Source organism: Nocardia panacis (genome assembly GCF_003598715.1).
GTDB classification, from domain to species: Bacteria; Actinomycetota; Actinomycetes; order Mycobacteriales; family Mycobacteriaceae; genus Nocardia; species Nocardia panacis.
Window position 1 is genome coordinate 343,423 of record NZ_QZFU01000055.1, and the last position, 19,935, is coordinate 363,357.

Annotated in this window: 16 protein-coding genes; 7 read left to right on the forward strand and 9 right to left on the reverse strand. The window is 67.6% G+C overall.

Features of this window, described 5'->3' with window-relative positions:
• Window positions 1-237: 237 nt before the first annotated feature.
• Both D5S18_RS34020 and D5S18_RS34025 read right to left on the reverse strand, forming a co-directional pair.
• The gene (locus tag D5S18_RS34020; RefSeq protein ID WP_120045223.1) at window positions 238-2,457 is read right to left on the reverse strand and encodes a solute carrier family 23 protein; all 2,220 of its coding nucleotides are present in this window, start codon (window positions 2,455-2,457) and stop codon (window positions 238-240) included.
• 256 nt (window positions 2,458-2,713) lie between these two features.
• A complete protein-coding gene (locus D5S18_RS34025) occupies window positions 2,714-4,933 on the reverse strand; it encodes a SulP family inorganic anion transporter (RefSeq protein WP_120045224.1) in 2,220 nt (739 codons plus the stop codon).
• Between the two features lie 505 nt (window positions 4,934-5,438).
• Here D5S18_RS34025 and D5S18_RS34030 point away from each other — a divergent pair.
• The 4 genes from D5S18_RS34030 (at window position 5,439) to D5S18_RS34045 (ending at window position 10,160) form a co-directional block, all read left to right on the forward strand.
• Window positions 5,439-6,719 carry a cytochrome P450 family protein gene (locus tag D5S18_RS34030; RefSeq protein WP_120045225.1) on the forward strand — a complete coding sequence of 427 codons (1,281 nt, stop codon included), beginning with the start codon at window positions 5,439-5,441 and terminating at the stop codon, window positions 6,717-6,719.
• A gap of 90 nt (window positions 6,720-6,809) precedes the next feature.
• Window positions 6,810-7,982: an aminoglycoside phosphotransferase family protein gene (locus D5S18_RS34035; protein WP_120045226.1), complete on the forward strand. Its 1,173-nt coding sequence runs from the start codon at window positions 6,810-6,812 to the stop codon at window positions 7,980-7,982.
• Window positions 7,983-8,101: 119 nt separating this feature from the next.
• The gene (locus D5S18_RS34040) at window positions 8,102-8,494 is read left to right on the forward strand and encodes a hypothetical protein (RefSeq protein WP_120045227.1); all 393 of its coding nucleotides are present in this window, start codon (window positions 8,102-8,104) and stop codon (window positions 8,492-8,494) included.
• 4 nt (window positions 8,495-8,498) lie between these two features.
• Window positions 8,499-10,160 (forward strand): hypothetical protein, encoded by a 1,662-nt coding sequence (locus D5S18_RS34045; RefSeq protein ID WP_120045228.1) that lies wholly within the window; start codon window positions 8,499-8,501, stop codon window positions 10,158-10,160.
• A 10-nt stretch (window positions 10,161-10,170) separates the two neighbouring features.
• Here D5S18_RS34045 and D5S18_RS34050 read toward each other — a convergent pair whose 3' ends face one another.
• The 3 genes from D5S18_RS34050 to D5S18_RS34060 form a co-directional block, all read right to left on the reverse strand.
• Complete coding sequence (locus tag D5S18_RS34050) at window positions 10,171-11,340, reverse strand: lipase family protein (RefSeq protein WP_120045229.1); 1,170 nt, start codon at window positions 11,338-11,340, stop codon at window positions 10,171-10,173.
• A gap of 109 nt (window positions 11,341-11,449) precedes the next feature.
• Window positions 11,450-12,106 carry a response regulator transcription factor gene (locus D5S18_RS34055; protein WP_439651212.1) on the reverse strand — a complete coding sequence of 219 codons (657 nt, stop codon included), beginning with the start codon at window positions 12,104-12,106 and terminating at the stop codon, window positions 11,450-11,452.
• Window positions 12,107-12,108: 2 nt separating this feature from the next.
• Complete coding sequence (locus D5S18_RS34060; protein WP_239004179.1) at window positions 12,109-13,305, reverse strand: sensor histidine kinase; 1,197 nt, start codon at window positions 13,303-13,305, stop codon at window positions 12,109-12,111.
• A gap of 248 nt (window positions 13,306-13,553) precedes the next feature.
• On the opposite strand from D5S18_RS34060, the gene D5S18_RS34065 reads away from it, so the two are divergent.
• Window positions 13,554-14,024 (forward strand): hypothetical protein, encoded by a 471-nt coding sequence (locus tag D5S18_RS34065; RefSeq protein WP_120045231.1) that lies wholly within the window; start codon window positions 13,554-13,556, stop codon window positions 14,022-14,024.
• An 81-nt stretch (window positions 14,025-14,105) separates the two neighbouring features.
• Here D5S18_RS34065 and D5S18_RS34070 read toward each other — a convergent pair whose 3' ends face one another.
• The gene (locus D5S18_RS34070; protein WP_203237039.1) at window positions 14,106-15,278 is read right to left on the reverse strand and encodes a pyridoxal phosphate-dependent aminotransferase; all 1,173 of its coding nucleotides are present in this window, start codon (window positions 15,276-15,278) and stop codon (window positions 14,106-14,108) included.
• A gap of 106 nt (window positions 15,279-15,384) precedes the next feature.
• Here D5S18_RS34070 and D5S18_RS34075 point away from each other — a divergent pair, with 106 nt between their 5' ends.
• On the forward strand, window positions 15,385-16,137 hold the full coding sequence (locus tag D5S18_RS34075; protein ID WP_120045232.1) for a GntR family transcriptional regulator: 753 nt from the start codon (window positions 15,385-15,387) through the stop codon (window positions 16,135-16,137).
• A gap of 48 nt (window positions 16,138-16,185) precedes the next feature.
• Here D5S18_RS34075 and D5S18_RS34080 read toward each other — a convergent pair whose 3' ends face one another.
• Genes D5S18_RS34080 through D5S18_RS34090 form a run of 3 tightly spaced genes read right to left on the reverse strand, consistent with a single transcriptional unit; the run spans window position 16,186 to window position 19,558 of the window.
• Entirely contained in the window at window positions 16,186-16,968 is a 783-nt protein-coding gene (locus tag D5S18_RS34080) for an SDR family NAD(P)-dependent oxidoreductase (RefSeq protein ID WP_120045233.1), read from the reverse strand.
• On the reverse strand, window positions 16,965-18,236 hold the full coding sequence (locus D5S18_RS34085; RefSeq protein WP_203237040.1) for a glycine C-acetyltransferase: 1,272 nt from the start codon (window positions 18,234-18,236) through the stop codon (window positions 16,965-16,967). The genes D5S18_RS34080 and D5S18_RS34085 overlap by 4 nt, the downstream gene beginning before the upstream one ends.
• Window positions 18,233-19,558 carry an MFS transporter gene (locus D5S18_RS34090; RefSeq protein ID WP_120045234.1) on the reverse strand — a complete coding sequence of 442 codons (1,326 nt, stop codon included), beginning with the start codon at window positions 19,556-19,558 and terminating at the stop codon, window positions 18,233-18,235. The genes D5S18_RS34085 and D5S18_RS34090 overlap by 4 nt, the downstream gene beginning before the upstream one ends.
• A 34-nt stretch (window positions 19,559-19,592) precedes the next feature.
• Between D5S18_RS34090 and D5S18_RS34095 the strand changes: the two genes are divergently transcribed.
• Window positions 19,593-19,931 (forward strand): hypothetical protein, encoded by a 339-nt coding sequence (locus tag D5S18_RS34095; protein WP_120045235.1) that lies wholly within the window; start codon window positions 19,593-19,595, stop codon window positions 19,929-19,931.
• Window positions 19,932-19,935: the final 4 nt, after the last annotated feature.

Here is a 19,935-nt window from a genome sequence, read left to right on the forward strand (position 1 = left end):
GTGCCCGGTCCGCCATTGTCGCCGAGGCGGACCCAAAAGACCCACTCCTCAGTTAGGCGTACCTCCGCCTTCGCTCCGGCCGTGCGCGGATCTGCGGACGGCTTCGCCGGCAGCGCCCATTAGGCAACCCTCAGCGTAGGCGTTGCTCGTGCGTTGCACCAGCGAGCGCGACGGCGAGTCGCGCGGGCACGGCCCACCCGGATCGGATCCGGGCGGGCCGCTGCGGTCGACTCGGCATCAGACGAGTTCGGCGGGCCGATCCACATCATCGATATGGGCCGGACCGTCCTCGGTCACCTCGATCACCCGCGCGGTGCGCAGATCGAAGAACAGACCGGTCACCGTCAGGCCGCGTTCGGCCATGGCCCGCCGCACGGCGGGATGCCGGTGCAGCGTTTCCAACTGGACCGCGACATTGACCATGCTCAACTGGTCCACCTCGCTGAATCCGGCGGCCGCGGCGGCCGCCGCCACCGGATGTCCGGCGCGCAGGCGCGCCAGGCTCGGCGCGGCATGGCCGAGCCAGGTATCGATGCCGACGCCGGATGCGGCGCCCTGGTGCACGGCCTCCATCGCGCCGCAGGAGGAGTGGCCGCACACCACGACGCTGCGCACGTTCAGCTTCTCCAGTGCGAACAGCAGTGCCGACTCCACCGACGCGTCGCCGTGCGCGGGCACCAGATTGCCCACATTGCGCACCGTGAACAGGTCGCCGGGACCACTGTTGGTGATGACATTGGGCACGATCCGCGAATCCGCGCAGGTGAGGAAGAAGGAGTCCGGGTCCTGCCGGTCGCTGAGCACGTCCAGATGCGGCCGGACCACATGCGCGTGGCGGCGGTTGTAGTGCGCCACGCCCGCTGTCATCCGGTCGCCGTGCGGCATATCGCGCCGCCACGGGCCGAGCACCTCGTCCCAGACCGCCCGGCCGAGTCCGCGCGCGGGCGGACCCGCCGCCGCGTCGACCATTCTGGCGCTGCCGATTTCCACGAATTCGACACGGCCGCCGCCGCTTTCGTGCTGACGCCGCCAGTCCTCGATGGCCTCGAAGGCCGCGTGGTCGAGGAAGTCCACCGTCAACTCCACGGTGACCTCCGCTCCCGAGGGCACCCGCGCCAGCACCGCGGAGAGTCTGGGCAGTGCGAGGAAGGTGCACGAACCATCGATGCGGACCACCCAGCGGCCGGTGCCGGGCACTTCGGTCGCGTCCACCGCGACCCGCACCACGCGCCACAGCAGCAGTCCGAAGGCCAGTGCCAGGCCCAGGAGCACACCCTCGAGCAGATTGAGGAAGACCACGCCGAGCACGGTGACCGCGTAGACCAGCAGATCGCCGGTGCGATGCGCGAGCCGGATGTGGGCCAGCTTCACCAGTTGCGAACCGATGACGATGAGCAGTCCGGCCAGCGCCGCCTTCGGGACCTGCTGCACCAATCCCACGAGTGCCACCGAGAAGACCAGGATCCACACCCCGTGCAGCACCGCCGAGGCCCTGCTGCGCGCGCCCGCCTGGGCATTGGTGGCGCTGCGCACGATGACGCCCGTCACCGGGAGTCCGCCGAGCAGACCCGAGAGCATATTGGCCGCGCCCTGACCGATGAGCTCCCGGTCGAAATTGGTGCGCGGACCGCTGTGCATCTTGTCCACGGCCACGGCCGACAGCAGCGATTCCACGCTGGCGATGAGCGCGATGGTGAGCACGGTGAGCGCGACGGCCGACCAGTTTCCGTGGGGTAATTGTGGAAGTTGGATGGCATCGAAGACCGAACCGCTCAGGACGATTCGCTCGACCTCGACCGGAATGAACAGCGACAGCACGGTTCCGACCAGTACTGCGACCAAAGGCCCCGGCACCACTCGGATCCGGGTCGGAACATAGCGCCAGCCGATCAGCACCGCGATGACGACGGCCCCGATGAACGCGTCGCCGGTGTGCAGGTTGAGCAGTTGCTCGGGCAGCTCCTCGATGTTCTCCCACGCGCCGCTGCGCGAGGATCCGCCGAGCAGTACGTGAATCTGCTGCAGCGCGATGGTGATACCGATGCCCGCCAGCATGGCGTGCACCACCACCGGGGCGACCGCGAGCGCGGCCCGCGCGATGCGGCTGAGCCCGAAGACGATCTGCAGCGCGCCCGCCGCGACGACGATGAATGTCGTGGTGCGCCAACCATATTGATTGATGGCCTCGGCGACCACCACCGTCAGTCCGGCGGCGGGGCCGCTGACCTGCAGTGGCGAGCCGCCCAGCGCGCCCGCCACCACGCCGCCCACCACGGCGGCGATGAGTCCGGCCGCGACGGGTGCGCCGGAGGCGACCGCGATACCGAGCGAGAGCGGCAGCGCGACCAGAAACACCACGATCGATGCTGGAAGATCGTGGCGCACAATGGAATTCAATCTGTCGAACAGGGAGCCGGGGCGGTTGCCCGGCGGGGCGGCATCGAACTGGATGGCCATGGTCTTCTCCTTCGCCGACTCGGCGAGAGCCGAGGTCGGTTGACGATCACAATGTCCTGCAGGGCACAGACCGCGAACCGGCATCTCGCGGTGAAGCAGTCCCGACACGGCTACGGGTCGAGATTCAAAAGCTCGTCCAGGCTAGGGGTAAAGAGTTAGCAAAGCCTGAGAGCAACCCCATGGTGCCGTGCCCTAGGGTGCCAACACCACGTGAGACACATCACATTTCACGAACCGGGGTCCGACGACCCTTGAATCAGACCGGCTCGGGTGTCACTCGATGTCCCGGATCGTCGAATTCCGCTATGCCGTCGGCGGTTACCTCGATCATGCGGGCCGTCGCGAGATCGAAGAACAGGCCGGAGACGGCCACTCCGCGCTCGCGCACGCCGCGCCGCACCACCGAATGCCCGCGCAGATTGCGCACCTGCATCGCGATATTGACCATGGCCAGCTGGTCCACCTCCGCGAAACCCGCCGCCGCGGCCGCCGCCACCACCGGATGACCCGCCCGGAACCGCTCCAGACTCGGATGCGCGTGGGCCAACCAGTCCCCGAGGCCGGGACCCGCCTGCACCTGCCGATAGAGCGCATCCATCGCACCGCAGCTGGAATGGCCACAGACCACCACCGCGCGCACATCCAATTTCTCCAGCGCGTAGACCAGTGCGGCCTCCACCGAGACCTCCTGGCCGCCGACCGGCACCAGATTGCCCACATTGCGCACCGTGAACAGGTCGCCGGGACCGCTGCTGGTGATCACATTGGGCACGATGCGGGCATCGGCGCAGGTGAGGAAGAAGGTGGCGGCATCGGGGCGATCGCGCAGACCGTCCAGGTGCGGACGCATCAGGTGGGCGTGACCGCGGTGATAGGCGGCGATGCCCGCGACAATCGGATCGACCCGACCGCTTTTTCGCCGCCAAGGCCCCAGGGCCTCGTCGAGCACCTCGCGCGCGGGCGCGCGCTGCGGTGGCCCGGTCAGCGCCCCGGCCATGCGGGCCGTGCCTATCTCGACGAAATCCACGCGCGCGCCATAGGATTCGCGGCGGCGCGCCCAGTCGGTCAGGATCTCGTAGGCGGCGTGATCGAGGAAGTCGACGGTCATCTCCACGGTGATATCCGCGCCGAGCGGCACCCCGGCCAGTTCGGCACTGAGCCGCGGCAGCGCCAGAAAGGTGCAGGTGCCATCGACGCGCACCACCCAGCGCCGGGTGCCCGGCACCGGTTCAGCCGTGATCGTCACCCGCACCACCCGCCACAGCAGCAGCGCGAAGGCCAGCGCCAAACCGAGGGCGACGCCCGCGAGCAGATTCAGGAATACGACGCAGCACAGCGTGACGAGGTAGACGTAGAGGTCCCCGGTGCGGCGCGCCAGGCGAATACGGGCCAGCTTGATCAACTGCACGCCGATCAGGATGAGCACCCCGGCCAGTGCCGCCTTCGGAATCCGTTGCACCACATCCTCGAAGGCGATGGCGAACACCAGGATCCACACCCCGTGCAGTACGCAGGCGGCCTTGGTGCGCGCGCCCGCCTCGACATTGGTGATGCTGCGCACGATCACCGCCGAGACTGGGAGTCCGCCGAGCAGACCGGAGGCGAGATTCGCCGCGCCCTGGCCCAGCAGTTCCCGGTCGAAGTCGATCCGGGTGCCGGGCCGGACCTTGTCGACGGCGACGGCCGACAGCAGCGATTCCACGCTCGCGATCAGCGCGACCGTCACCGCGGTGAGCGCGACCGAGGTCCAGTGGCCGGACGGGATACTCGGCAGGCCGACCGAATCCAGCAGCGAGCCGTCCAATGTCAGGCGTTCGATCCGAAACGGCAGCACCGCGGCGAGCAGGGTTGCGGCCACGACCGCCAACAGTGGGCCGGGCACGATCCGCAGCCCGCGCGGCGCGCGCCGCCAGCCGATGAGGATGCCGATGACCACCAGCCCGATGAGCAGATCGCCGCCGTGCAGGGTCAGCAACTGGTGCGGTAGTTGGGTCAGGCTCTCCAGCGACGAACTCAGCGACGCGCCGCCGAGCAGGACGTGCACCTGCTGCAGGGCGATGATCACCCCGATACCCGCCAGCATCGCGTGCACCACCACCGGCGCGACGACCAGCGCGGCCCGCGCGATCCGGCTCAGGCCGAACAGGATTTGCAGCGATCCGGCGACCGCCGTGACGAAACAGGTCGCGCCCCAGCCGAATTGGTGCACGCTCTGCGCGATCACCACCGTCAGGCCCGCGGCCGGACCGCTCACCTGAACCGGGGATCCGCCGATGGCTCCGGCGACGATGCCGCCGACGGCGGCGGCGATCAGTCCCGCCGCGACCGGCGCTCCGGAGGCGACCGCGATGCCGAGCGAAAGCGGAAGGGCGACAAGGAAAACCACGATCGAGGCGGGCAGATCGTAGCGGGCGACACCGGCCATGCGGGCGGACAGTCGCGGCGTCGGAGGTGCGGAATCGGTGTCGGTGAACATATTTCTCCTTCGCCGGATCGACGCGCGTTCCGGTGGATGTCGAACATGTACTGGCATCGAAAACGAGTGGCGGAGGCAGCCGGATGGAGCGAGAGCTCTCTGAACGAACGAGCTGATAGTAAAGACTTCGCAAAGTGCATGGAAAGACTTGCGGCAAACTCACCGCCAACCGCTACCAAATCGTGACCTGAGTCACAGTCGCGGGCGCCGAGCAGCCGATACCGAGATGCGGTCGGCCTCGACTTCCCCTCCGCGCGCCACCCACCCGAATCGGGTCATCTCCTGGGCAAACGCGCGAATTATGCACCACCGCTTCAGCATTCCCATTTGCGGTGATACCACTGGACCCGCGTTACCGTAGGGACCAGAATTCTGCGCAGTCGCGGGAGAGGGGCATCATCATGTTGTCGCACAGAGCCTTTCGCCGGAGCAACAGCACCGCGGCGCATCCCCGACACCGGGGCGTCCGACCAGCAGCGCCGACCACACAGTCTGGAGTCCACGTTTGAGCACGCCGCAGTCCCAGGGGTGGGGTAATGCCTGCCCGGTCACGCACGGCTCACCGACCGTTTCCGACGAACCGCGCATTCCCATGTACTCGCCCGAATTCGCGGCCGACCCGCACCGGTTCTATCGCGAAATGCGCCGCAAATACGGCTCACTGGCCCCCATCGAACTCTCTCCCGGCGTCCCGGCGACCCTCGTCGTCGGCTATCGCACCGCGCTGCAGATCCTCAACGACCCGGACCACTTCCCGGCCGACCCGCGCGCCTGGCAGCAGGATATCCCCGCCGACTGCCCCGTCCTGCCCATGATGGGCTGGCGGCCGCTGGCCAGCCGCAGCGCGGGCACCGACTTCCTGCGCTACCGGCAGGCCACCACCGCCGCCATCGGCCAGGTGGACCTGTTCGCGCTGCACGATATCGTCGAAGAGATCGCCATCCCCCTGGTCAACACCTTCTGTGAGCGCGGCAAGGCCGATCTGCTCCAGCAGTACGTCTTCCCGCTCGTCTTCCAGGTCATGCTCAACGTTCTCGGCTGCACCCCCGAGATCGGGCAGTCGGTCGCCGCCGGAATCGCCGCGGTCGTCGAGGGCATCGACGCCGAGAAGGGCAACCGGATGATGCTCGACGGACTCGCCGAATTGGTCGCGCTCAAGCAGTCCGAGCCGCGAGCCGATATCACCTCGGCCTTCATCGCCCATCCGACGAGACTCAACGACGACGAGTTGGTCAACCAGGTCTCCCAGATCTTCGGCCCCGGAATCGAATTCCTCACCAACCTGATCAACAACACCCTGCTGCTGATCCTCACCGACGACCGCTTCGGCGGCAGTGTGCTCGGCGGCAACCTGTCCACCCGCGAGGCGCTCGACGAGGTCCTGTTCAACGACCCGCCGCTGGCCAACCTGCTCACCACCTACCCGCGCCAGCCCGTCTTCATCGACGAGGTGTGGTTGCCCGCGCACCAACCGGTGCTCATCAGCATGGCCGCCTGTAACAACGATCCGGCCATCCGCACCGAACAGGCGGGCAGCAATCGCGCCCACCTGGCCTGGGGCGTCGGCCCGCACACCTGCCCGGCCCAGGCCATGGCCTACCTGATCGCGCAGGACGCCATCGACCAACTGCTCGACGCGCTCCCGGAGGTCCGGCTCGACACCGCCGCCGAACAACCCGCGTGGCGTCCCGGCCCGTTCAGCCGCGCCCTCACCGGGCTACCGGTGCGTTTCCCCGCGACCACCCCGCTCATCGCGCCACCGCCGCATTCCGTCGCGGGCGCCTGACCCGATCGTCCCCCCCGGACAACACAATTCACCTATCGTGCTCGAAACGAAGCCCGCGACCACTCGCGGCACGCGAAACGAGGCGCACGCATGAATCACAAACTCTGGCTGCTCGGCCGGGTCGCCGCCGTCGGCGCACACGTGGTCGGCGAGAAGATCACCCGCCCCAAAGCCCGCACCGCGGGCGATGTCCCGGTCGACGGCGGATCGATCACCGCCGACTGGCTCACCGCCGTACTGTGTCGGGATCATCCCGGCGCGCAGGTCGATTCGTTCGAATTGGCGAATGCCAGCAGCGGAACCTCCACGCGGGCCGCGCTGCGCGTCCAGTACAACACGCAAGGCGAGCAGGCCGGGTTGCCGACCGAACTGTTCGCCAAGATGTCGACCACCCTCGCCCAGCGCATCGTGCTCGGTGGGGCGAAGGTGATCGACGGCGAATCCCACTTCTTCACCGCCATGCGCCCGGAGGTCGAGATCGAGGCCCCGCGCGGCTACTGGGCCGCGCACGACCCGGATTCGTGGCGGTCGATCACGCTGATGGAGGATATCGCCGTTACCAAGGGCGCGATCTTCTCCGAGCCCACCGCGCCGATCGGACGCGACCAGATGGAGGATCTGGTGCGCAATCTGGCCCGGTTGCACGGCACCTTCTGGGAGCATCCGGGCCTCGCCGTGCTCAAGACGCCCAACGAGATGCTCGCGGCGGTCCTGGCCTCCATCGATATGAAAACCCGCGCCGCCGTCGGCCTGGAGCGGGCCGGTGAGGTCGTCCCGGAAAGTCTGCGCGGGCAGAGCGAGCGCCTGTGGGCCGGGGTCGAGCGCGCGCTCGACCTGGCCACCACGCAACTGCCGCCGACACTGCTGCACGGCGACCCGCACATCGGCCAGACCTACCGAACCGCCGAGGGCCGTATGGGTTTCGCCGACTGGCAGGTGGTGATGCAGGGCGGCTGGGGGCACGATTTCGCCTACACCGTCACCTCCGGCTGCGATCCGGAGGACCGCCGCGCCTGGGACCGCGATCTGCTGCGCGCCTACCTCGACGAACTCGGCCGCCACGGCGGCAAGGTCCCCACCTTCGACGAGGCGTGGCTGATCTATCGCCAACAATCCATGTTCGCCTACGCCGCATGGGCTTTCACCATCGGCCGCGCCTTCTACCAACCCCGCATGCAACCCGAGGACACCTGCCGCACCCTCATGCACCGCATCACCACCGCCATCGACGACAACGCATGCCTCGACGCGCTGGGCGTCTGAATTTCAACTCGCCCAGCTGATTACGGCTGCGGCGGCATCCCCGAGCGTGGGAAGTGATCGGCGGCGATCGGTGTTACCTTCACGATCGTCGTCGGAACTTCTGCGTACAAGGAAATAGTATGCCGCCCAGTCCTTTTCCACCGGAGGGCGACGCTGCCATCCTCTGGTTCGATCCCGAAGGGTTCGCGGCCACCATCGCGGGCGCCGCGCGGGCCACCGACCACATGATTTCGGTGGTGGCTCTGGCGACCGAACAGTGGCCGCAATCGGACTTCGGGGATGTCGGGCCTGCTCACGACATGTTCCGGCAGAGCATTCCCACCGAGGCGGAGGCGTCGCAAAAGGCGTTGGGCGAGTTCACCGGCAAGCTTCCGAGAGTACAGAACGCTTATGCCCAAACCGATCTCAGCGGCGGGGCCGCAGTGGACGCGGCGGCCAAGGATCTGAAGGAGCATCCACCGGAATTGGTCCCACTCCCCCCGGTTCCCCCGAACGCCGGCGAGAATCCGTGATCTCGTGAGTTCCTCCAAAGAACAAGCGCTACAGATCGTTCTCGATCAACTGGACGTGCTGTCCAAACTCGAATGGGACCCGGACACACTGGTCAAGGCAATCGATATCGCACTGTCGGTTCCCGCACCTGCGGGCAACCCGACCACGATCGCGGCGCAGTCCCAGAGCTACGGAACCAGAGCTCAACTCGCATTCGCAGCCGGAATAGACCTCACCAAGATGTCCGCATCCGATCTGCCCGCATCCTGGCGCGGTCAGGCGGCCGAGTCGGCGCTCAACGCCCTCGGGGCACTGCTCAACCAGATCGGCATGGTCAAGTACGCATATCAACAAGGCCACGACGCGCTGGATGTCTGGTCGAGAAAGCTCCGCGAGGCACAGCGACAGGACACGCACGGCCGCAATCAACTCAACCAGGCCAGGAATGCGACCGACGGACTAAAGCGGCAAACCCAACAGCACACCTATCGCCCGAATATTCGAGCGGCGAATATGGCTTCGACAATGGCTTTGGCGAAGGAGGGATGCCGAGACCTGATCGCCGCCGTGCGCACCGCCGAGGGCGGAGCCAACTATGCGAACAGCAGATTTCGGACCGTCTCCCAGTTGCCGAGGGCCAGTCAATTGGTCGGCCCCGGAATTGATCGACTCACAGCCACGACACTGGTCTATTCCAACTTGAGAATCCTCAGCTCGGCCGCGATAGCGCAGGCATCCCAGCAGTACGCCCGAATGTCGGACGCCGATCGCAAGAGGTTCGGCGATCTGGTCGCGGGCGCGCAGTCTCCAGAGGAAGCGGCCTACCTCTGGGATGCGCTCGGATCAGGACACACCCTCGACGAGATCAGCGAATTCGACAAGGTGATACACCCATTCGGCAATGATCCGCAGTGGCTGGCCAAGCATCTGCGTCCGCAGTTGTCCAGCGGCACAGCCAAGGACGGCGCGGACAGCACCGGATACCTCACCTACGGTGGCGCCGCATGGGCGCCAGGATCGGTCTACCCGATCTATTCACAAGGCGCTTATGGGGACTGTGTGGCTGCGGCCACCACAATGGCGATGTTGAATGGCGACCCCGTCAAGATGCTCGGGGTGACCACGGGCCGCGGCCCAGCAGGCTACGGCGGCGCGGCAGTCGACGACGACAGCGCAGCGGCCGTCCAAGCCCGCCTCCAGTCGCTTTATCTCGACAACCACCGCGCCGGACAAGCAGCCGATGGCAGAGCGGTTCCCGATCCCCAGGTAGGCGTGGGTCCGGTGGGCAACGCCGCCCAGCTCGCATCCCTGCTCAGCCCGATCACCGGCAGCGAGTATCGGCTGACGAATATGGAAACCGAATCCGGTCGACGTGCGGCGCTTCCCGAGATCCAGTCCGCCGTCGCCGCGGGGAAACCGGCGCCCATCACTCTCGACGGCACTGTGCAGGCCGTCAGCTCCACGGGCGATCATCATCGGCCGGAAGTGACCGACACCGCGATCAGCCACCAGGTGATCGTCGTCGGCGCGACGGACGACCGACTCCAGATCTACAACCCCTGGGGGTACACCCAGTGGATTTCGACAGCGGATTTCGTGAAGGGCAACTTCGGCGCAATTGTCGCCACCCACGGCGGAACACAAGCCAACGCGCTACACCCGAGAGAGGCATTCGTACCGGGATGACAGGGAACCCTCAGCGACTCGGCAAGGTTTGCGCCAGAAAGGCTTCCGTGTCGGCGCGCGCCTGCGGTAGCAGCGTGAAGTGGGTGGCCGAGGGGTACAGCCGCAGTCGACTGTCCGTGCCGCCCTGCTGAAGTTGTTGCTGGAGTAGGACCGTGGTCGGTAGCGGCTGCACGGTGTCCACTCCGCCTTGCAAGAGCAGCAGTGGCCCTTGGTATCCGGTCGTGGGGACAGCGATGTAGTCGCGCAGCGCGGCGATAAGGGCCGGGTCGGCAACGGGTTTGGCGAACAACTGTCCGAAGGGTTGGCCCGCGACGGCGGCGTCGGCCGACTTCAGGCAGCCCGCACCGGATTCCGCCAAGGCGAGCACCTGTCTGCCCCGGTCGCTCAGATAGTCGGTGGCGTGCAGATCCGGTTGGGTTCGGCCCAGACCGGCCAGGATCATCAAGGCCCTGACCTGAAGTCCTTCGGGGAGCGGCACAGCCAGTTCGGGTCGCGAGATGGCGGTGATCAGGTCCTCGACATTGCTGGTCGGGGCGAAGGCGAGCGTCGCGCGCAGGTCGAGTTCCGGAGCGTAGTCCGCAGCCAGTCGCGCCGCGAACAGTACAGCGTGGCCACCGATCGAATGTCCCGCCAGCACAACGGATTCCGACAGTTCCGGGTCGACCGATCGACCGGCTCGGACGATATCGAGGACCGCGTGTCCTTCGGCCCGCCCGGCCAGATACTCATAGGGGCCGGGCGCGCCGAGACCGATGTAGTCCGAGGCCGCGACCGCGTAACCCTGCGCCAAATATGTCGACATCTGCGGTATCTCGTTGAAGGTATCCGCCATACCGCCGGTGAGGTTTGGTGCGCAACCCTGCGCTATACCGCTGGTGCCGTGTCCCCAGGACACCACCCGCCAACCGCCGGGCGGCGGAGCTCCCTCGGGCAGGTAGATATTCCCGCCGCTGACCTGTGGTTCGCCATTCTGACCCGTGGTCCGGTAGACGAGTCGATATCCCTTGGCCGCCAAGGGAATCAAGTCGGATCGGTCCAGTGGCCGGGACCATTCGGCAGCGCCGGGGGCGGACGGGGGCTGTGCCGCCGAGACACCGCAGGCCAATACCGAACCCAAGGCGGCCAATGCCGCGACAACCGTATGCCGCAGTGGGACTTTCCGTTTCGGAACGCAGATCATGGCATCGATACTCGCGTCGAGCGTCCCGCGTCGCGTCCGTCGCAGCGAGTCGCCCGCTACGCGAATTCGCGTAGCTCGAGCGCGATCCGCTACGCCGACGGTCGTAGGACTATTCGCTCAGCCCGGTCTGGTAGGCGATGACGACCAACTGGGCGCGGTCGCGGGCGCCGAGTTTCACCATCGCCCGGCTGACATGGGTGCGCGCGGTGGCCGGACTCAGGAAGAGCGCGGCGCCGATCTCGTCGTTGTTCATGCCCTGCCCCACCAGCGCCAACACCTCGCGTTCGCGCTCGGTGAGCACCGCGAGTCGCTCCTCGGCGGCCAGGGCGGCCCGGCGGCGCGCGGTGAACTGGCCGATGAGGCGGCGGGTGATCCGGGGCGCGAGCAGTGCCTCACCCGCGGCGATCACCCGAATGGCATGCAGCAACTCGGCGGGGCCCGCGTCCTTGAGCAGGAACCCGCTCGCACCCGCCTGCAATGCCTCGAACACATTCTCATCGGTGTCGTAGGTGGTCAGGATCAACACCCTGACCTGCGCCAACCCCGCGATCTCGGCGATGCGCCGGGTGGCGCGGATACCGTCCATCCGCGGCATCCGGATGTCCATGAGCACCACGTCGGGGCGGGTGAGCAAGGCCGACTCGACGGCTTCGGCGCCGTCGGTGGCCTCGCCGACGACCTCGATATCGTCCTCGAGGTCGAGCAGCACCTTGAAGCCGGAGCGGACCAGGCGTTCGTCATCGGCGAGCAGCACCTTGATCGGCATGGTCATCGGCCCGATCCGATCGCGACCAGCGGCAGCCGCGCCGTGACCTCGAAGCCGCCGCCCGCGCGCGGTCCCGCGTCGAGATCGCCACCGAGCAGTCGAGCGCGTTCCCGCATCCCGAGAATTCCCCGCCCGCCGCCGACGCGCGCCGGGACCCGCGCGCCGTCGCGGCGGCCCGCATCGGTCACCCGGATCCGCAGATCCGCGCCGCCGGATTCCAGCGCCACGGTCACCCTCGTCGGGCCGACATGGTGGATCACGTTGGTAATCGCTTCCTGCACAATGCGATACGCGGCGCTGCCCACCGCTACCGGCAGCGGATCGAGCGGTGCGCCCTGTTCGAGATCGATGTCGAGCCCGGCTGCGCGCGCCTTGCCCGCCAACTCGGGTATCTGCTCCAAACCCGGATACGGCGCCTGCGCACCGTCTTCGCGCAGCACACCGAGGATGGCGCGCATCTCGCTCAGCGCGCGCGAGCTGGTCTGCTCGATGATGTGCAGCGCGTCGCGGGCCTGCTCCGGTCGCCGGTCGAGGACGTGCGCGGTGACCCCGGCCTGCACATTGATGATCGCGATGGCGTGGGCCACGGTGTCGTGCACCTCGCGGGCGATGCGCAGCCGCTCGGCATCGACCCGCGCCCTGGCCTCCTCCTCGCGGGAGCGTTCGGCCTGTTCGGCGCGGCGCTGCGCGTCCGCCGCGATGACCCGGCGCGAACGCACGGATTCACCGAGGATGATGCTGATCACCGAGGCGCCGATCCGGAAGAACACCCAGCCGATCGCCACCTTGGGCTCGATATCCGCCGCCGCGATCAACCAGCCGACGGCGAGTGCGGCGGTGCCGACACCGCCGAGGACCAGCGTCCGACGGCCGTCGCCGTAGGCGGCCAGCGTGTAGAGGGCGACGAACAGGGCCAGGAAGGTGAGCCGGTCCGGGAATCCGAATCCGAAGTAGGCCAGACTCGCGAGCGCGGTGATCGCGAAGACCACCACCGGGCGCTTGCGCCGCGCCACGACGGCCAACCCGCTCACCACCAGCAGCACGTATCCGATCGGCGTGACCGGGCGCGAAACCGGTTCCAGCGGCATCGGAATCATCGCGCTCTGCATCTGGATCACCGTCACGAACAGCGCCAGCAGCACATCCGACGCCCAGTCGGGCCGCTGGGAGAACCGCTGTGACACCGTCCGCGCGAACATGTCGTGACAGTACGACATGTTCGGGCACGGCCGCTCGCGCGCGAGCGCGCGACCCACTACGACGACGGACGTACCCGGCCACCACTCCCCTACGGCGATCCGCGTAGCCGATCACTCCCGGCGGGGCGGCGCGAGATCCCTTCCCGCCCCCGGAAATAGGGGCAGCGTGGATCGGATGTAACGCCGATAGGGTTGCGCCCGCTCTATCTTCGACAGCTCGACCCGTTTGGCAATCGAAAGGTTCTGCGATGTCCATTTCGTTCGCACGAGTTCTGTCCTGCGGATTCGCGAGTGCCGCAGCTTTGTTCGTTCTCGCACCGGCCGCGTTCGCGGAACCCGCGGAGTGGGAGGTCCCGAAAGCCTGCTCCGGAAACCTGCCGACCTCCGACGGTGCGGCGAATGTCGAGTCCTGCCTCTACGTTTACGACGGCGCGCTGCGCGCCTACGGCAGCCTCACCTCCAAGACCGGATCCTCCACCATCGACAACTGCACCATGGTCGTCACGATCATCGACAAAGACGCCTATGCCGGTGGGGCATCCGACGAAGTCGTCGCCACCAGCGGGTCCATGCCCTGCTTCAACGGCAACTACCCCTCCCCGCCGCTGACCGTCGAGAAAGGCAAGGTCCAGGCGGGCCACCGCTACGTGAGCTTCGCCGAGGTCACCCATGACAACCAAGGCGTCGCCCGCATCTACAGCCCGGAACTCAAGCCGTAGGGCCAGCGCTGGTCGCGCCCTCGGCGGTTCACACGGGATCGCCGAGCGTCTCTTCGGAAAGCTGCGCCGCGACAGCCGGTTTCAGCGTTCTCGGCAAGCCCGTTCGAGACCGCCGAGCAGTTCGTGGAGCAGGTGCTCGTCCGAACCGTAGACGAGGCGGACGTGGGTGTCGGGGCCGCGCATATCGCCGCCGCGGACCGTCGCGATGCCCTGATTCAGCAGGGCGCGGTCGATCTCGGCCGGGGTGTCGCCGAGGCGGGAGCAGTTCACGAGCAGGAACGCGCCCGCGGACGGGCGCACCGGCGCGGGCAGGCCCGCGGCGACAACGCCGTCGCAGACCAGATCACGTTTGGCCTGATAGGTGGACAGCGCCTGATCGAGCCAGTCGCGCGGCCCGGTGAGGGTCGCGATCGCGGCGGTCTGGGAGACCACTCCGCAGCAGACGGCTTCCCATTGGAAGCGGCGTTCGAGCGCGTCGATGATCGACGGCGGCGCCACGATATAGCCGACCCGCCAGCTCGCCAGCGCGTAGTACTTGCTGAGGCTGGTGATGGTCACGATGTGCGGCCAGCGGTCGGCGAAGGCTTCCATCGGCTGATACCCGCGGCCGTCATAGGTGAAGTGCTGCCACGACTCGTCGGAGATGACGAGCAGCCCGTGCCGCGCCGCCAGGTCGACCACCGCGCCGAGGGTGGCGGCGTCGGGGAGGTAGCCGGTCGGGTTGTTCGGATTGCACAGCAGCACGGCTCGGGTGCGGGGCGTGATCGCGGCTTCCAGCCCCGCGAGGTCGAACTTCCATCCTTCGCTTTCGCGGGAGGGGACGTACGCGGGAACCGCACCCGACTCGCGGATGGCCCCATCGAAGAAGAAGGTGGGGGTGGGGACGATCACCTCCTCACCGGGTGCCAGGACGGTGCGCAGCACGATGGACAGGCTCTGCATCGCACCGTGATTGATGAGCAGGCGACGCTCCGGATCGACCCGCAGACCGTGTTCGCGCGCCAATTCCTCGGCGATCGCCGCTCGGAGTTCGGGCAGTCCGCGAGTGTCGCGCGGGTCGGGGCGGTCTATCGCCTCGGCGACGCTCCGACGCACATGCTCGGGCATGGGCAGGATGGGCGCGCCCACGAGCGGGAGGATCCGGACGCCATCGCGGGCGGCCTGCGCCGCGCGGGCGATGGTGTTCATCGCGCCCATGGGTGGGAGATCGCTCGCCGCAGGAAGGTGCCAGAGATCCGAGATGCTTTGCGGCATGGGATAAACCAATCACTGAGATATCAACGTATTGAGTAGATATCTTTTATATCAGATCAATTCAGCAGATTGCCATATCAATATCGAGTGGTAGTACGCTCACAGGATGCGCGATATCTATCCCCGCACCGTGGGAACGCCCCATATCCCCGCGCTGCTGCTCGACCGAGCCGATTCCGGTCTCGACCGCACCGCCGAGGCATACCGGGCGATCAGGCGGCAGATCATCGACCTGACCCTGCCGCCGGGCAGCCGCTTCACCGAAACCGCCCTCGCGCAGCAATGGCAGATCAGCAAGACACCGGTGCGCGAGGCACTGGCCCGATTGCGGCGCGACGGACTGGTGACCGCCCTGCCGCGCGCGGGCTACATCGTCTCCCCCGTCACCCTCCAGGACACCGACGACCTGTGCGCCCTGCGCACGCTGCTGTCGAGCGAGGCCGCCGCGGCCGCCGCCCGCTCCGGCCTGACCGAGCCCGCGCTCCAACAGCTCGAAGCGCTGGCCAAAGTGCCCTTCGCCCTCGCGGCAGGCGAGGCCGGACTCGAGCAATCGCTGCGCGCGGGAATCGGATTCGAGGGGATATTCGTCAACTTCGCAGGCAACCACCGACTCGCCAAGACGATCGTCGACGTGCTCGACGAATTGGAGCGGGTACTGCGCATGGCCGCGCTCATCGCCCCGGATATCGCAAGCCCGCCAGGCGAATTGGAGGCCATCTACAACTGTCTGCGCGCCAGGGACGAAGACGGAGCCCGTGCCGCGATGCACCGGCGCTGCGAGCGCGTGCGCCACGACGTTCTGCAGGTGCTCTCGAAAAGCGCCTCCGTGAGCCGGGCGAATATCGAACTGCCGAGATAGTCCGAATATCGGCGATGCCCGGACCGTGCGGTCCGGGCATCGCCGATCTCAAACGATCAGGTCACCGCCATTGATATCGATGGCGGCGCCGGTGATGTACGCGGCGCGCTCGGAGGCGAGGAATGCGACGAGTTCGGCGACCTCCCAGGGTTGTCCGATGCGGGGCACCGGGAACGCGGCGACGGCGCGTGCCAATTCGCCTTCCGGCAGCAGCGTGCGGGCCATCGGTGTGTCGATCAGACCGGGACACACGGCGTTGACGGTGATCCCGTCGGGTCCGCAGGTCTTGGCCAGATGTCGCGTCAAGCCCAGAACGGCGTGTTTGGCGGTCGTGTAGTGCGCGCCCGCCGCGGTGCTGATGGTCTTGCCCGCCGTCGAGGAGAAGTTGACGATCCGACCTCGGCCGCGCATCGCGGGCAACGCCTGTTTGCAGCACAGGAATGTCCCGTGCACATTCACCGCGAGCACGCGATGCCATTCGTCCTCGGTGATATCCGCGAATTCGGTGGGCGGTGCGATACCCGCGGCATTGACCAGGATGTCGAGCCGCGAATGCTGTCGCAGCAGCGTGTCGAACGCGGCCCGCACCTGGTCGCTGTCGGTCACATCGACCGCGACCGAACGGACACGGTCGATCGACACCGACAGGGTGGCCGCCAACTCGCCGAGTTCGGGTGGGGCCAGGTCGAATACCGCGACGATCGCACCCCGGCGCGCCAGCGCGTGCGCGGCCGCCAATCCCATACCGCTCGCTCCACCGGTCACGATCGCGACCTGCCCGTCGAATTCGACGGGGTCGGCGCTGGTCGGCGCGCGCAGCCCGGCGATCATGCGCCCACCGCGAGTTCGCGCACGCGACCGAAGGCGGCGGCCGCGAACTCGAGTTGCTCGACGCTGTGCGCGGCCGAGATCTGCACCCGGATCCGCTCCGCACCCGCCGGGACGACCGGATGCGTCAGCGCGAAGACGAGGACACCTTCGCGCCGCAGCGCCGCCGCCACCTCGCGGGCCAGGGTGCCGCCGGGCAGCAGCACGGGAATGATCGGATGCTGTCCGGGCAGCATCTCGTAGCCGAGCTCACCCAGGGCCGCGCGGAACCAGGAGGTGTTGGCGGCCAACCGTTCCCGCAGTTCCGGACGCCGCCGGGACAGCCGGATCGCGGTCGCCGCCGCCACCGCCAGCGGCGGGGCCATCGCATTGGTGAAGACATACGGGCGCGAGGACTGGCGCAGGGTCTGCGTCAGCACGCGCGAACCCGCGACGAATCCGCCTGCCGCGCCGCCCAGCGCCTTGCCCAGCGTTCCGGTCAAGATATCGACACCACCGAACCCGAAATGCTCGGCGGTGCCCGCACCGTTCTCGCCCAGGACACCCGTGGCGTGCGAGTCGTCGACCAGCAACACCGCGTCATAGCGCTGAGCCAGCTCGCGGAGTTCGGGCAGTGCGACGATATCGCCATCCATGCTGAACACCCCGTCGGTCACGATGACCCGGTGCCGCGACCGCGCCGACTCGGCAAGCAACCGCTCCAGCGCGGCGAGGTCGGCGTGCGGGAAGACCCGCCGCTGCGCCGAGGACAACCGGATGCCGTCGATCAGGCTGGCGTGGTTGAGCTCATCGCTGAACACCACATCGTCGGGGCCGAGCAGCGCGGAGAAGACACCAAGGTTGGCATCGAAACACGACCCGTAGAGCACCGCGTCCTCGGTGCCGACCAACTCGGCGATCGCCGCCTCGAGTTCACCGTGGATCGCCCTGGTCCCGCAGAGCACGCGCCCCGCCGCGACGCCGAGCCCCATCTCGCGCAGCGCCAGCCGGGCCGCGTCGAGGACCTCCGGGTCGGCCGCGAGCCCGAGGTAGTCGTTGGCCGCGAAGTTGACCAGCGCCGCACCGTCGACCTCGAGCGTCGCGCCCTGGGCACCCGCGACGACGAGGTCCTCGCGCAGTCCGGTGCTCGCGCGGCGGTCGTCGAGCGCCGCGCCAAGTCGTTGCGACAGAGCGGCATTCATTGCCGATTCGGATGTCGTCGAGGTCGTATCGGACTCCGGCGAACCCGTATTGAACTGCGGCGAAGCCGTATTGGACTCGATCCGAGTCATGTCAAACTCCCGTCCAGCCGTTCCATCCGGCGCCCCACCGTGAGCAGGACGACCAGACCCGCGGCCATGATGATGGCGATCGCCAGCAGCGCGTAGGTGAAACTGCCCGTCGCATCGGCGATGAACCCGGTGAAATATGGTCCGACAAAACCGCTGATATTGCTCACAGAATTGATGAGTCCGATCCCGGAGGCCGCCGCCGCGCCGGTCAGGCCGATCGCCGGTATCCGCCAGAACTGCGGCATCGCGGTGATGATCCCGGCCACGCTCATACAGACCGCGAGGATGAATAGGACACCGCTGTGGGTCACGGTCGCCAGCAGCAGTCCGATCACCCCGAGGACCATCGGCACCGCCGTCGCCGTCACGGCCGAGCGGCGACCCGCGAAACGCGCCCAACCCAGCATGACCAGCCCGGCCACCGCGTACGGGATCGCCGAGAGCAGCACACTGCTGACATCCCCGGCCCCGAGGCTGTGGTTGAGGGATTTGATCATGGTGGGCAGGAAGAACGCCATCGGGTAGAGCCCGAACGCGATCGCGAACCAGGACACGGCCATCGCCCAGACCCGTCCGCTGCGCAACGCTTCCCGCACTCCGGTCAGCGCGCCGTGGGCGGCCTGTTCGGCGGCCTCGGCGGCCAGTGTCTGCTCGATGGCCGATTTCTCCGCGTCGGTGAGCCACCGCGCGTCACGCGGTCGATTCGGCAGGAAGCAGAAGATCAGCACACCGAGCAGGATCGTCAGGACGCCCTCGACCAGGAAAAGCGACCGCCAACCCGCGATACCGAATACGGCCTGCCCCCATTTGAGCAACGCGGCGGCCAGGGGCGAGCCGATGATCGAGGACACCGGGATCATCAGGATGAAGGTCGTCAATGCCCAGGACCGCTGCCTGCGCGGGAACCAGTAGGTGAGGTAGAGCAGAATCCCGGCGGCCAGCCCGGCTTCGGCGAAGCCGAGCAGCAGCCGCGCGAGATACAGGGTGGCCGCCGAATTGACCGCGGCGGTCGCGGCGGTGACCAGCCCCCAGGTGACCATGATCCTGGTGATCCAGGTGCGCGCCCCGAAACGGGTCAGCATCATATTGCTCGGCACCTCCACCAGGACATAGCCGATGAAGAAAAGCCCGGCGGCCAAGCCGAGTTGACTGCTGCCGAGGTGTAGTTCGCGCGACATCGGCGCGGCGATATAGCCGACATTGGCACGGTCGATGTAGCTCGCCACGTAGGCGAGCCCCACCAGGGGGATGATCCGGAAGCCGACCTTGCGCCAGGTCCGGGGGGCTACGACGTCCGCTGTAGTTGCGACGGTGGAACTCATCGCGGTGTCCAATCGAGAAAAGGGATGAAATACGGTGTGGCGTCAGCGGATTCGCTGCGCCGACTGGCTGGGCCGATATGCCGCGCAGCGGCAGTGTCGGATCAGCCGCAAGAGCGGCGGTTTCGGATCCGCCGCCGCGCGACGGTATCGGATCGGCCGCATCGCGGCGGTGTCGGATCGGCCGCAGCGCGGCGGTGTCGGATCAGCCACCGCGCGACGGTATCGGATCAGCCACCGCGCGACGGTATCGGATCAGCCACCGCGCGACGGTATCGGATCGGCCACCGCGCGACGGTATCGGATCGGCCACCGCGCGGCGGTATCGGATCGGCCACCGCGCGGCGGTATCGGATCGGCCACCGCGCGGCGGTAATGAA

Excerpts from the sequence above, each read along its gene's own strand:
- D5S18_RS34020 (WP_120045223.1), bottom strand. The coding sequence starts at position 2,457 with ATGGCCATCCAGTTCGATGCCGCCCCGCCGGGCAACCGCCCCGGCTCC.
- D5S18_RS34025 (WP_120045224.1), bottom strand. The coding sequence starts at position 4,933 with ATGTTCACCGACACCGATTCCGCACCTCCGACGCCGCGACTGTCCGCC.
- D5S18_RS34035 (WP_120045226.1), top strand. The coding sequence starts at position 6,810 with ATGAATCACAAACTCTGGCTGCTCGGCCGGGTCGCCGCCGTCGGCGCA.
- D5S18_RS34040 (WP_120045227.1), top strand. The coding sequence starts at position 8,102 with ATGCCGCCCAGTCCTTTTCCACCGGAGGGCGACGCTGCCATCCTCTGG.
- D5S18_RS34050 (WP_120045229.1), bottom strand. The coding sequence starts at position 11,340 with ATGATCTGCGTTCCGAAACGGAAAGTCCCACTGCGGCATACGGTTGTC.
- D5S18_RS34055 (WP_439651212.1), bottom strand. The coding sequence starts at position 12,106 with ATGCCGATCAAGGTGCTGCTCGCCGATGACGAACGCCTGGTCCGCTCC.
- D5S18_RS34060 (WP_239004179.1), bottom strand. The coding sequence starts at position 13,305 with ATGTTCGCGCGGACGGTGTCACAGCGGTTCTCCCAGCGGCCCGACTGG.
- D5S18_RS34065 (WP_120045231.1), top strand. The coding sequence starts at position 13,554 with ATGTCCATTTCGTTCGCACGAGTTCTGTCCTGCGGATTCGCGAGTGCC.
- D5S18_RS34070 (WP_203237039.1), bottom strand. The coding sequence starts at position 15,278 with ATGCCGCAAAGCATCTCGGATCTCTGGCACCTTCCTGCGGCGAGCGAT.
- D5S18_RS34075 (WP_120045232.1), top strand. The coding sequence starts at position 15,385 with ATGCGCGATATCTATCCCCGCACCGTGGGAACGCCCCATATCCCCGCG.
- D5S18_RS34080 (WP_120045233.1), bottom strand. The coding sequence starts at position 16,968 with ATGATCGCCGGGCTGCGCGCGCCGACCAGCGCCGACCCCGTCGAATTC.
- D5S18_RS34085 (WP_203237040.1), bottom strand. The coding sequence starts at position 18,236 with ATGACTCGGATCGAGTCCAATACGGCTTCGCCGCAGTTCAATACGGGT.
- D5S18_RS34090 (WP_120045234.1), bottom strand. The coding sequence starts at position 19,558 with ATGAGTTCCACCGTCGCAACTACAGCGGACGTCGTAGCCCCCCGGACC.